This is a genomic window from Paracoccus sp. DMF-8 (genome assembly GCF_029309835.1).
Taxonomy (GTDB): Bacteria; Pseudomonadota; Alphaproteobacteria; order Rhodobacterales; family Rhodobacteraceae; genus Paracoccus.
Genome location: NZ_JARJHL010000010.1, coordinates 306,537 through 319,313, shown reverse-complemented (window position 1 = coordinate 319,313; position 12,777 = coordinate 306,537). Strand labels below are relative to the sequence as shown.

The 12,777-nt window shown below is 64.7% G+C and carries 7 protein-coding genes and 1 pseudogene; 4 read left to right on the top strand and 4 right to left on the bottom strand.

The genetic code is table 11. The features are described 5' to 3' along the window. Positions 1 to 36 precede the first annotated feature (36 nt). A complete protein-coding gene (locus PE067_RS08600) occupies positions 37 to 3,480 on the bottom strand; it encodes an indolepyruvate ferredoxin oxidoreductase family protein (protein ID WP_276188888.1) in 3,444 nt (1,147 codons plus the stop codon). 123 nt (positions 3,481 to 3,603) lie between these two features. On the opposite strand from PE067_RS08600, the gene PE067_RS08595 reads away from it, so the two are divergent. Together PE067_RS08595 and purL are read left to right on the top strand one after the other, a co-directional pair. After that, positions 3,604 to 4,521, top strand: a complete 918-nt coding sequence (locus PE067_RS08595; RefSeq protein WP_276188885.1) for a LysR family transcriptional regulator — start codon at positions 3,604 to 3,606, stop codon at positions 4,519 to 4,521. Between the two features lie 300 nt (positions 4,522 to 4,821). Next, positions 4,822 to 6,993, top strand: coding sequence for a phosphoribosylformylglycinamidine synthase subunit PurL (purL, locus tag PE067_RS08590; protein ID WP_276189505.1), 2,172 nt, complete (start codon positions 4,822 to 4,824; stop codon positions 6,991 to 6,993). A 118-nt stretch (positions 6,994 to 7,111) separates the two neighbouring features. Here the strand turns inward: purL and PE067_RS08585 are convergent, their stop codons facing one another. The 3 genes and pseudogenes from PE067_RS08585 to PE067_RS08575 form a co-directional block, all read right to left on the bottom strand. Beyond that, entirely contained in the window at positions 7,112 to 8,323 is a 1,212-nt protein-coding gene (locus PE067_RS08585; protein WP_276188884.1) for a hypothetical protein, read from the bottom strand. Between the two features lie 91 nt (positions 8,324 to 8,414). Next, positions 8,415 to 10,240: pseudogene (locus PE067_RS08580) on the bottom strand (ABC-F family ATP-binding cassette domain-containing protein). 39 nt (positions 10,241 to 10,279) lie between these two features. Next, complete coding sequence (locus PE067_RS08575) at positions 10,280 to 11,293, bottom strand: serine hydrolase (protein ID WP_276188882.1); 1,014 nt, start codon at positions 11,291 to 11,293, stop codon at positions 10,280 to 10,282. Between the two features lie 141 nt (positions 11,294 to 11,434). Here PE067_RS08575 and PE067_RS08570 point away from each other — a divergent pair, with 141 nt between their 5' ends. Together PE067_RS08570 and PE067_RS08565 are read left to right on the top strand one after the other, a co-directional pair. Next, positions 11,435 to 12,436, top strand: coding sequence for a Fe(3+) ABC transporter substrate-binding protein (locus PE067_RS08570; RefSeq protein WP_276188880.1), 1,002 nt, complete (start codon positions 11,435 to 11,437; stop codon positions 12,434 to 12,436). A gap of 2 nt (positions 12,437 to 12,438) precedes the next feature. After that, positions 12,439 to 12,726: a DUF2218 domain-containing protein gene (locus tag PE067_RS08565; RefSeq protein WP_276188878.1), complete on the top strand. Its 288-nt coding sequence runs from the start codon at positions 12,439 to 12,441 to the stop codon at positions 12,724 to 12,726. Positions 12,727 to 12,777: the final 51 nt, after the last annotated feature.

Below are 12,777 nucleotides of genomic sequence, written 5' to 3'. Positions count from 1 at the left end.
GTTTAGGGCGGCGGCGGGAAAATTGGAACGGCTTTGTCACTCGGCAGCCCGAAGGTAGGGGGTGCCGCCGGCGTGGATCAGCGCCAGCAATTCATCGCGCCGGGTCGCGGCGGCTGCGGCAGCGGGGGTGCGCACCGGGCCGTAACCGCGCACCGACAGGGGCAGTTCGGCCAGTTCGCGGATCGCGGCCAGCGTGTCGGGCGCAATATCCGGGGCGATCAAGGGCAGAACCGCGCGCATGTCGGTTTCATATCGCGCGATATCGGCGCGTTCCTGACGACGCTCGGCGGCGTAGCCGAACGGGTCCAGCATGGTGCCGCGCAACCGCTTCATCCGCGCCAGAATGCGAAACAGCGGCACGACCCAGCCCCCGAATTCGCGTTTCAGCGGGCGGCCATCGGGATCGCGTCCGGGCAGCATCGGCGGGGCAAGGTGAAAGGACAGTTTCGCGCCATCCTCGAACTGTTCCGCGACGCCTTGGGCGGTTTGCAGATGCAGCCGCGCGACCTCGTATTCATCCTTATAGGCCAAGATCTTGTAATATCCCGCCGCGACGCTGTCGCGCAGATCGGCGGGGGCCAGCGCGACCAGATCGCGAAAGCGTTGCGCCAGCGCCTGATCCTGATAATCGACCAGCCGCGCCGCGCGGTATTCGACCGGATCGGGACGCGCGGCATCGGCGCCCGGCGCGGCACAGGCGGCTTCGGCATCGGCGGCATGGGTGATCGCCCAACGCCCGATCCGAAAGGCGCGCTGGTTTTCCGCGACCTTGGCACCGTTCAGCGCAATCGCCTGCAAAATCGCCTGTTCGGACAGCGGCACCAGCCCGCGCTGCCATGCCGCGCCCAGCATCAGCATGTTCGAATAGATCGAATCGCCCAGCAACCGCAGCGCCAGCGTCGAGGCATCGAAAAACGCCACATTGCCGCCAAGACGCGCCTCCAGCGACAGGCGCAAGCGGTCGGCGGGGATCTGGAAATCACGCTTGCGGGTGAATTCGCCGGTCACGATTTCGTGGCTGTTGACCACCGCGCCGCTGCGACCCTTGGTCATCAGGCCAAGCGTCCTGGCCCCCGCCGTCACCACCAGATCCCCGCCGATCACGCCATCCGCCTCGCCCACGGCGACGCGGATCGCGCTGATATCCTCGGGGCGGTTGGCCAGACGCAGGTGGATATGAACCGCGCCGCCTTTCTGGGCCAGCCCCGCCATTTCCATCATGCCCGCGCCCTTGCCGTCGATATGGGCGGCCTGCGCCAGCACCGCGCCGATGGTCACGACCCCGGTGCCGCCGACCCCCGTGACGACCAGATTATGCGTGCCGCGAATCTCGGGCAGATCGGGCGCAGGCAGGTCGGGCAGATCCAGCGCCGCGGCCCTGGGACGGCGCAACCCGGCCCCGCGAACCGAAACGAAGCTGGGGCAAAAGCCTTTGACGCAGGAATAATCCTTGTTGCAACTGGACTGGTCGATGGCACGCTTGCGGCCCAGTTCGGTGTCCAGCGGCACGATCGAGACGCAATTCGACTGCACCCCGCAATCGCCGCAGCCTTCGCAGACCTCGGGGTTGATCCAGATGCGGCGGTCGGGATCGGGAAAGGCGCCCTTTTTGCGGCGGCGGCGTTTTTCGGCGGCGCAGGTCTGGATATAGACGATGGCGCTGACGCCCGGCACGGTTTCCAACTCCTTTTGCACGGCCAGCATGCTGGCGCGTTCTTCGAACCGCAGGCCGTTCGGGAATTGCGCGCGGTCGATATCTTCCTTTTCGTCGACAACGGCGATGACCGGGCTGACGCCCATCGCCTGCAATTCGCGCACGATCTGTTGCGCGGTCAGCCCGCCTTCGTTCGGCTGGCCGCCGGTCATGGCCACGGCGTCGTTGAACAGGATCTTGTAGGTGATATTGGTCCCGGCGGCCAAGGCCGCGCGGATCGCCAAAGAGCCGGAATGATTATAGGTTCCATCGCCAAGATTCTGAAAGACATGATTTCTTTTTGAAAACGGTGCCTCTCCGACCCAGTTGACGCCTTCGCCGCCCATATGGGTGAAGCCATTGGTGTCGCGGTCCATCCACTGCACCATATAGTGACAGCCGATCCCCGCATAAGCCCGCGCGCCTTCCGGCAGGCGGGTCGAAGTATTATGCGGACAACCCGAACAAAACCAAGGCGTTCTGGTGACAATCTCGGGTGAATTATCACTGCGGCGAACCTCGGTCAGCCGGTCGATGGCGACCTTGATCGCTTCGGTGCCGCGCCCTTCCTCGATCAGGATGCCGCCGATCCTTTGGGCGATCATCACCGGATCCAGCGCGTAGCGGGTCGGGAACAGTTCTGCACCGCTGCGGTCATGGTGCCAGCCCAGCACCCGGCGCCCGTGACGGTTGTCAAAGATCGCCTCTTTGACCTGCACCTCGATCAGTTTGCGCTTTTCCTCGACCACGACGATCAATTCAAGTTTTTCAGACCATTCCTGAAAGGACTTCATGTCCATCGGAAAGGTCTGGCCGATCTTGTAGGTGGTCAGGCCAAGCCGGTCGGCTTCGTGTTCGTCGATGCCCAGCAGGCTCAGCGCATGGACCAGATCCAGCCAGTTCTTGCCCGCCGCGGCAAAACCGATCCGCGCGCCGGGCTTGCCCCAGACCTTGCGGTCGATGCGGTTGGCGCGGGCAAAGGCCTCGGCAGCAAAGCGTTTGTAGTCGATCATCCGCGCTTCCTGCGCGACGGGGGTATCGCCTAGGCGGATGTTCAGCCCACCGTCCGGCATCGCGAAATCGGGCAGGACAAAGCGCATCCGCGCCGGATCGCCATCGACGATGCTGGTCGCCTCGACCGTGTCCTTCATGGTTTTCAGCCCGGTCCAGACGCCCGCGAAACGCGACAGCGCGAAACCGTAAAGCCCGTAGTCCAGGATTTCCTGCACCCCGGCAGGCGACAGCACCGGGATATAGGCATCGACCATCGCCCAATCCGACTGATGCAGCACGGTCGAGCTTTCGCCCGTATGGTCATCGCCCATCGCCATGACGACGCCGCCATGACGCGACGATCCGGCCATATTGCCGTGGCGCATCACATCGCCCGAACGGTCGACCCCCGGCCCCTTTCCATACCACAGCGCGAAGACACCGTCATATCTGCCCTCGCCCCGCAGTTCGGCCTGCTGGCTGCCCCAGATCGCGGTGGCGGCCAGATCCTCGTTCAGGCCGGGCTGGAACAGCACGCGCGCGGCCTCCAGCGCCTTGTGCGACTTCATCATCTGCAGATCGACCCCGCCAAGCGGAGAGCCGCGATAGCCGGTGACCAACCCTGCCGTGTTCAGCCCGGCAGCATGATCGCGCTGAGCTTGCATCAGCATCAGCCGGACCAGCGCCTGCGTGCCGTTCAACAGAACGTGACGCTGCGACAGATCGTAGCGGTCTGACAAGGAAAACTGCCGGGCACCCATGTGGCTTTCCTCCATAGCTGATGGATAAGCCATTATAGGTCAACCTTGCTGACCGACAAAGGGGTTTCTTGGGCGATCTCCGCTATATTGTGCTGCACCCGCATTATGGTAAGGGTTGCAAGTCATGCATGGCAGATAAGACAAGAAAGCAACCAGATGGACTGGGACAAGCTCAGAATATTTCACGCGGTCGCCGATGCGGGCAGCCTGACCCATGCCGGCGAGACGCTGCACCTGTCGCAATCCGCCGTCAGCCGGCAGATCCGCGCGCTGGAAGATCTGCTTGGCACGACGCTTTTCCACCGCCATGCACGCGGGCTGATTCTGACCGAACAGGGTGAATTGCTGTTCGATGCGACCTCGTCGATGGTGCGCAAGCTGGACACGACCGCCGCGCGCATCCGCGACAGCGAAGAACATGTATATGGCGAACTCAAGCTGACGACGACCACCGGCTTTGGCACGCTGTGGCTGGTGCCGCGTCTGGCCAAGCTTTACGAACGCTATCCGGACCTGAAGATCGACCTGATTCTGGAAGAGCGCGTGCTTGACCTGCCCATGCGCGAGGCGGATGTCGCCATCCGCATGAAGGAACCCAACCAGCAGGACCTGATCCGCCGCCGGTTGATGAGTGTGCGGATGCAGCTTTACGCGACGCAGACCTATCTGGAAAAAGCCGGCACCCCCACCAGGGTCGAGGATCTGGCCAACCACCGCATCATCTGCCAGAATCCGACGACGCCACAGGTCGCATCCGGCGCGGTGCTGTCCAAGATGATCCTCAGCCAGAACACGCCGTCCACCCTGCTGGTCAACAGCTATTTCGGGGTCCTGCAGGCGGTGATCAGCAATGTCGGCATCGGCATCCTGCCCGATTACGTCGCCCCCGACGTGCCCGAACTGGTGCGCGTGCTGCCCGATCTGGAATCGACCGATGTGCCGGTCTTTCTGGCCTTTCCCGAAGAGCTGCGGGCCTCGCGCCGCGTCTCGGCCTTCCGCGACTTCGTGCTGGAGGAAATTCAGGAAATGCGGCGCGGCCAGCAGGGCGGCCTGCCGGTCGCCGAGACCGCCTGATCGCTGCCATGCTGCAACTGCATAGCGGCCATGCCCATGAAATCGCAGTTCCTTCTTGAACGGTTCTCAAACTGCCCATATCTCAGGCTGCGAAGGGGATGATCTGAGGAAACTCTCATCAACTTCAACCTCCCTGTTGGACTTGAGCCGGGCCTTGTGCCCGGCTCTTTTTTACCCAAATGCCGCGCTTTCGCCATGGACGGGCCCGCGCCCCCTTTCCTAAAGCCCGCGCGCCGCATAAAAGGCCGGGGAATGCGAAGGCCCGCAGTTTTTCCGGCAGAAAGGCAGCCCATGACGCCCATCAACGACCCCGAGATCACCCCCGATCTGATCGCCGCGCATGGGCTGAAACCCGATGAATACCAGCGCATTCTGGACATCATCGGCCGTCAGCCGACATTTACCGAACTGGGCATCTTTTCGGCGATGTGGAACGAACATTGTTCCTATAAATCGTCCAAGAAATGGCTGCGCACCCTGCCGACGACCGGGCCGCAGGTGATTTGCGGGCCGGGGGAAAACGCGGGCGTTGTCGATATCGGTGACGGTCAGGCCGTGGTCTTCAAGATGGAAAGCCACAACCACCCCAGCTATATCGAACCCCATCAGGGTGCCGCGACCGGCGTCGGGGGCATCCTGCGCGACGTCTTTACCATGGGCGCGCGGCCCATCGCCGCGATGGATGCGCTGTCATTCGGCCGCCCCGACCATCCGAAAACCGCGCATCTGGTCAAGGGCGTCGTCGAAGGCATCGGCGCCTATGGCAATGCCTTCGGCGTCCCGAACGTCGGCGGCGAGGTGCGTTTCCACCACAGCTATGACGGCAACTGCCTGGTCAACGCCTTTGCCGCCGGTCTGGCCGATGCGGACAGGATTTTCTATTCGGCGGCCTCGGGCGTCGGCATGCCGGTCGTCTATCTGGGCGCGAAAACCGGCCGCGACGGCGTCGGCGGTGCGACCATGGCATCGGCCGAATTCGACGACACCATCGAGGAAAAGCGCCCCACCGTTCAGGTCGGCGACCCGTTCACCGAAAAATGCCTGCTGGAAGCCTGTCTGGAACTGATGCAGACCGACAGCGTGATTTCCATTCAGGACATGGGGGCCGCGGGTCTAACCTGTTCGGCGGTCGAAATGGGCGACAAGGGCGGTCTGGGGATCAGGCTGGTGCTGGATGCGGTGCCGCAGCGCGAAACCGATATGACAGCCTATGAAATGATGCTGTCGGAATCCCAGGAACGGATGCTGATGGTGCTCAAGCCCGAAAAAGAGGCAGAGGCCCGCGCGATCTTTGAAAAATGGGATCTGGACTTCGCCATCGTCGGCGAAACCATCGCCGAGGACCGTTTCCTGATCCTGCATGGCAATGAGGTCAAGGCCGACCTGCCGCTGTCGAAACTGTCGTCTTCGGCGCCGGAATATGACCGCCCCTGGATCGAAACGCCTGCGGCGGCGGCTATGCCCGCCCTGCCCGCGATCACCCCGATTGCCGCGTTGCGCGCGCTGATCGGCAGCCCGTCCCATGCGCATAAGGGCTGGGTCTGGGAACAATATGACACGCAGGTCGGCGCCGATACGATCCGCCGTCCGGGCATCGGCGCGGGCGTGGTCCGCGTCCACGGCAGCGACAAGGCGCTGGCCTTCACCAGCGATGTGACGCCGCGCTATGTCCGCGCCAACCCGTTCGAGGGCGGCAAGCAGGCCGTGGCCGAGGCGTGGCGCAATCTGGTGGCCGCCGGCGCGCGTCCGCTGGCCGCGACCGACAACCTGAATTTCGGCAATCCCGAAAAGCCCGAGATCATGGGCCAGTTCGTCGGCGCGATCAAAGGCATCGGCGAGGCTTGCGCCGCGCTGGATTTCCCGATCGTGTCGGGCAACGTGTCGCTTTACAACGAAACCGACGGCACCGGCATCCTGCCCACTCCGACGATTGGCGGGGTCGGTCTGATCGACCGTCTGGATCAGATCATCTCCGGCCTGCCTTCGGCTGGCGATGTGGCGGTCGTGATCGGCGAGACGCGCGGCCATCTGGGCCAATCGGCCCTGGCGGCCGAGGCCTTCGGGATCGAGGCGGGCGACGCCCCGCATGTCGATCTGGCGGCTGAACGCCTGCATGGCGAATTCATCCTGGCCGAGCGCAAGCGTTTTTCGGCGGCGGTCGATCTGTCGGATGGCGGGCTGGCGCTGGCGGGTTTTGAACTGGCCGAGGCGGCAGGTATGGGCGTCACGCTGGAAAGCGCCGAGATCGCGACCCTGTTCGGCGAGGATCAGGCGCGCTATCTGCTCGCCTGCCCGGCTGACGGGCTGGACGGGCTGCTGGCCGCGGCGGCGGCCGCAGGCGTGCCTGCGGCGGCGGTCGGGCGCTTTGGCGGCGAGCAGGTGGCGCTTGGCGGCGATGCCGCGCCGCTGGCGGAACTGTCCGAATTGTTCCGCACGGCTTTCGTCCGCGCAATCGGGTTGGAGCCGGCCTGACCCCAATGGCAGCGCCGCGCCGGTTGCCGGGGCGGTGTTTCGGGTATTTGGATGATGAAGAAAGCGCAAGGCGTCGCGGGAATGATCCTGCGGCGCCTTTGCCTTTGCCTGGGGTCCGTCAGATCGAGGCGGGAACAGCGTGGTTGCTGATGACGATGTTCAGCGCATCGCGTTCGACCTGTTCCCCGTTGATATCAAAGAAGGTTTCGCCATCGTCGCGCGTGAAGCCCAAGGTCATGCCGGGGTTTTCGGGCAGGATCACGGTCTGCTGGCCGTCGATGAAGAGGATGCTGGCGCCGTTCACCTCGGCCAGTCCGATGCGGGCGGCGAAGGCGGCGGCATTGGCGCTGTTGTCCTGAATGCTGATCCAGAGGCTGTCTTCGCCCGCGTTGAAATCGGTCAGCCGCGCGGCGTCACCGGGGTCGAGTTCGGCGCGCAGGTCGTCGGCGCCTTCGCCGCCCGTCACGATATCGCGGTTCGAGAAATAGATCAGGTCGCCGCCCGCGCCGCCGTCCAGCGTATCGACCGCATCATCCATGAAATTGCCAAAGCGGTCTTGCCGGTTTTCGGCAAAGGCGTCGTTTTGGACCCCGCCGTAAAGGACATCGTTGCCCGGACCGCCGATCAGATGGGCCGCGCCGCTGTCGCTGTCGCTGTCGCTGTCGCTGTCGCTGATCAGGGTGTCGTCGCCCAGTCCCCCGCGCAAGGTGGCGCCATCGCCAAGGGCGGTCGCCGTTTCATCCGCCGTGCCGCCCCGGAATTCGCCGCGGCCATCGACAAAGGCCTGAATATCGACATCATCGCCCTGCTGATTCGAGCCGGTGACGATATCGCCGCGACCCGCGAAAACCGTGGCCAGACGGGCGCCCGACAGATCGACCCGGTCGTTGCCGTCGCCCGTGTCGATATGGGCCGCGCCGGAATCGACCGTGATCGTGTCATTGCCCGCACCGCCGTTCACCACCGTCAACCCGCGCGGGAAGTTCGGCGCGTTGCCCGGATAGCTGCTGCCCGGCTGGTTGTCGTTGGTCCACTGGACCTGATCAATGCCGGTGCGGTCCAGATCCAGCCCGTCGCGGACCGGGCCGGTATCGACCGTGATCGTATCATTGCCGCGACCGCCGTTGATCGTGCCGGTGAATCCGGTATCGGCGGCGATGTCGTCATTGCCTTCGGTGCCGTTCACGACATGGGCCTGATCGCCGCCATTGTCGTCGTCGTCATCGTGATCGCTGCTGCCGCCGCTGAACAGCATGACGAGCAGAAGCACGCCCCCAAGGGCCAATGCCGGAAATGTCGACGGGTCGATCGCATTCGGATCGAATTGCATGCTGCCTACCTCGGGTCTTGTTTGTGTTTTGCGGGCAGAATCGCCGATCCGGGCAGGGATGACAAGCGCGCATCGCGCCTGTCGGGGTGCGTCAGCCGTCGTCGCGGGCGGCGAGGTCCAGCCATTCTTCTTCGGCGGCGGCAAGGGCTGCCTGACGTTCGGACAGGCCTTCGCTGGCCTTGGCGAATTTCGCGGGGGCCGAGGTGAACAGATCGGGATCGGACAGGAATTCGCCCAGTCTGGCGATTTCCGCCTCAAGCCGTTCCATGACCGCCGGCAGGGCGTCCAGCCGCTTTTTTCGGTAAAGCTGAGACCGGTCGGTTTGGCGGCAGGTTTCGCCGCGGATGCGGCCAATCCGGCGTTGGGGCGTGCGGCGTTAGGGCGCGCAGCGGGTTCCGCCGCCGCACTTTCGGGGCGTTGGGCGCGATAATCGGACCAGCCGCCGGGATAGGCGGTGGCAAGGCCGTCGCCTTCCATCGCGATGGTCGTCGTGGCGACGCGGTCGATGAAATCGCGGTCGTGGCTGACCAGCAGAACCGTGCCGTCGTAATCGCCCAGCAGGTCCTGCAGCAGGTCCAGCGTTTCCACGTCCAGATCGTTGGTCGGTTCGTCCAGCACCAGCAGGTTCGAGGGTTTCGCCATGATCCGCGCCAGCAAGAGCCGCGCCTTTTCGCCGCCCGACAGGCTGCCGACCGGCGCGCGGGCCTGCGCGTCGTCGAACAGGAAATCCTTCAGATAGGCGACGACATGGCGGGGATTGCCGCGCACCATGACCTGATCGGCGCGGCCCGACACGCGCATGTCGCTGTCATTGGTCAGCGCGTCCCACAGCGTTGCATTGGGGTCGAGCGCACTGCGGGTCTGGTCGAAGACCGCGATCTCCAGATTGGTGCCCAGCTTGACCTGCCCGCTGTCGGGGGCCAGTTCGCCGGTCAGCATCTTCAGCAGCGTGGTTTTCCCCGCGCCATTCGGCCCGACAAAGGCCACGCGGTCGCCGCGCAGCACGCGCAGGTCGAAGGGGCGCAGGATGACGCGGTCGCCAAAGGATTTCGCGATCCCCTGCGCGTCGATCACCCGGCGGCCCGATTGCTGGCCTGCGTCCAGCTCCATCGCGGCCGTTCCCTGACGGCGGATCTGGCCGGCGCGTTCCTCGCGCAGGGCGGCCAGCGCGCGGACGCGGCCCTGATTGCGCTTGCGCCGGGCGCTGATGCCTTCGACAGCCCAACGCGCCTCTGCCTTGATCTTGCGGTCCAGCTTGTGGCGGGCCTCATCCTCGGCGGCCCAGGTGGTTTCGCGCCAGTCCTCGAACGCCTCGAAACCGCGTTCCTGACGGCGGACCTCGCCCCGGTCGATCCACAGGGTGGCGCGGGTCAGGGCGCGCAGAAAGGCGCGGTCGTGGCTGATCAGGACAAAGGCCGCGCGGGTCGTGGAAAGCTGGTCTTCGAGCCAGGCGATGGCTTCGATGTCCAGATGGTTGGTCGGCTCGTCCAGCAGCATCAGATCGGGCGCCTGCGCCATCAGCCGGGCCAGCGCGGCGCGGCGGCGTTCACCGCCCGATGCGGTAGCGACGGTGCGGGCGGGGTCGAATTTCAGCCCTTCGGCCGCCATGTCGATGCGGTAGCTTTCGGCCTCGGGCAGGCCCGCGCGGGCGAAATCGCCAAGCGTGTCGAAACCCGACAGATCGGGGTCCTGCTCCATATAGCCGACCGAGGTGCCTGCGGGGGTCACGACCAGCCCGCTGTCGGCCTCGACCAGACCGGCCAGGACCTTCATCAGGGTCGATTTGCCCGAACCATTGCGCCCGACCAGCGCGACACGGTCGCCCTGCTGGACGGTCAGGGACAGGTCCTGAAATACGGGATTTCCGCCGAAGGTCAGCGAAATGTCGGTCAGTTGTAACAAGGGTGCGCGTGCCATGCGGGCCGGGTATCCTGCGCCACGGGTGCCGTCAATCGCTTACAGCGCGGCAACCAGCCGTTCCGCCAGCGCATGCAGCCGGTTGCGATAGCCCGTCGCCCCCGATGGCTGGTCGGAGTCCGAGGTCATGGCAATCGCCAGCGGCGGCCGCGAGCCTGTCGCAGGCGCGACATAGATCATCTGGCCGCCGTAGCCCCAGCCATAATTGACCGCCCTGCCCGCCATGCGGGCCAGAAACCAGCCGTAGCCATAGCCCGCGCCGGTAAAGGCCGATTGCGTCCGGCGCCGCCAGCTTTGCCCGATCCAGCCTTCGGGGATGATCAGCCGCCCCCCGGCCATGCCGCCGCTGGCATAGGTCGCGCCAAAGGCCATCAGCGCGCGTGTGGACATCGCCATTTCATTGCCGCCCAGATAGATGCCCTGCGGGTCGCGTTCCCATCCCGCGATCTGAAAACCGGGGATGCGCAGCCAGTCCCGCGCCAGATCCAGCGTCGTCCGCCCCGAGGCCCGCGTCAGCGCCGCCGACACCAGATGCGTCGAGGCCGTCGAATAGAGCATCGGCCCACCCGGATCGCCCACGAAAGGCGCGGCCAGCGCGCTGCGCACCCAATTCGCGCTGTTCACCCATTGGCCGTAATTGGCACCGGATTTCCGCTCCATCCCGGTTTGCATCGACAGCAGGTTGCCGATGGTGACGCGCGCCAGCCGAGGGTCGGGGTCGTCGGGCAGATCGCCCCTCAGGATCGTCGCAACCGGTTGATCCGCGCCACTGAACAGCCCCCGCGCAATCGCGATCCCCGCCAGCGCCGAGATCACCGATTTCGAGGCGGATTTGATATTCGTCGGCCGGTCGGGCGTCCAGCGGCCATAGCCCCGCGCGGCCAGTTCCTGACCGCCCGACCAGATCGCAATGGCGCGCAACTGCGACAGATGGGCGGCATCGTCCAGGATCACCGCCGCCTGCCCCGGAACCGCATCCTGCCCCCTCACGCGGCTGGCGATCAGGATGGCGGGGGCGGCAAGGATCAGGCGGCGGGATGGTCCGGATGTCATGCGCGCAATCTAGCACCGCGTCAGGACCCGCGACAGCAGGCCGCAGATCACTTCGCTGTCAGGGGGCAAAATTCATTGACAAAAAAGATCGGAAAATCCAGAAGATTCAGAAGCCCTTAAACCTGACAAAAGGACTGAACCATGCGCAAGCTTCTTGTGACGACCCTTCTTGGCGCCGTGGCCATGCCCGCCTTCGCCGAAGAGGTGAATGTCTACTCACACCGTCAGCCCCAGCTGATTCAGCCCCTGATCGATGCCTTCACCGCGGAAACCGGCATTCCGGTGAACATCGCCTTTGTCGACAAGGGCATGGTCGAACGTCTGCAGGCCGAAGGCGACCGTTCGCCCGCCGACCTGATCCTGACCGTCGACGTCGCCCGCTTGGGCGAGGTCAAGGACGCAGGCGTCACCCAGGAATTCCGCAACGAGGCGCTGGATGCCGCCGTTCCGGCCGAGTTGCGCGATGCCGACGGCCAGTGGTATGGCCTGACCACCCGCGCCCGCATCATCTATGCCAACAAGGAACGCGTGGCCGATGGCGAGGTCACCACCTATGAGGATCTGGCCGATCCGAAATGGAAGGGCCGCATCTGCACCCGTTCCTTTACCAATGATTACAACGTCGCGCTGACCGCCGCCTATCTGGCCCATCACGGCGCCGAGGCAACCAGGACATGGCTGGAAGGCGTCAAGGCCAACCTTGCCAAGAAACCCGAAGGCGGCGACCGCGATCAGGTCAAGTCGATCTGGGCGGGCGAATGCGACATCTCGCTTGGCAATACCTATTACATGGGCCAGATGGTCGCCGACCCGGAACAGCAGCCCTGGGCCGAATCCGTCCGCATCGTCTTTCCGACCTTTGAAGGTGGCGGCACGCATGTAAACGTGTCCGGGATCGCGATGACGAAATCCGCCCCGAACAAGGACGCCGCGATCAAGCTGGCCGAATTCCTGGCCGGTGACGAGGCGCAAAAGATCTATGCCGAAACCAACCACGAATTCCCGGTCAAGGCAGGCGTGGCGCGTTCGGAACTGGTGCAGGGCTGGGGCGAATTCACCCCCGATGCGCTGGCGCTGTCGGAAATTTCCAAGCTGCGCCCCGATGCCATCAAGCTGATCGAAGAAGTCGATTTCGACAACTGATCATGGCACAATCGCACAGCATTGTTCCGACCGAAAACGCCAGCCGCTACCTTCAGCAGTTGGCAAAACACTGGGCGCATAAATTCGCGGTCGATTTCACGCCCGAGGCGGGCAGGATCGACGCGGGCGAAGGCCGGGTTGTCGACATGGCCGCCCTGCCCGATGCGCTGCAGGTGACGGTCAGCGGGCCGGACCAGCAGGTCATGCAGGGCTGGCGTCAGGTCGTGCAGGACCACCTGACCCGCTTCGCATTCCGCGAGGAACTGGTCTTTGACTGGCAGGACGGCTGAAGACCGCCACCAGCCGGTTGCCGATACCCGCCCGCGCCGCTAATGTGGCGC

Excerpts from the sequence above, each read along its gene's own strand:
- PE067_RS08565 (WP_276188878.1), top strand. The coding sequence starts at position 12,439 with ATGGCACAATCGCACAGCATTGTTCCGACCGAAAACGCCAGCCGCTAC.
- PE067_RS08600 (WP_276188888.1), bottom strand. The coding sequence starts at position 3,480 with ATGGCTTATCCATCAGCTATGGAGGAAAGCCACATGGGTGCCCGGCAG.
- PE067_RS08575 (WP_276188882.1), bottom strand. The coding sequence starts at position 11,293 with ATGACATCCGGACCATCCCGCCGCCTGATCCTTGCCGCCCCCGCCATC.
- PE067_RS08585 (WP_276188884.1), bottom strand. The coding sequence starts at position 8,323 with ATGCAATTCGATCCGAATGCGATCGACCCGTCGACATTTCCGGCATTG.
- PE067_RS08595 (WP_276188885.1), top strand. The coding sequence starts at position 3,604 with ATGGACTGGGACAAGCTCAGAATATTTCACGCGGTCGCCGATGCGGGC.
- PE067_RS08570 (WP_276188880.1), top strand. The coding sequence starts at position 11,435 with ATGCGCAAGCTTCTTGTGACGACCCTTCTTGGCGCCGTGGCCATGCCC.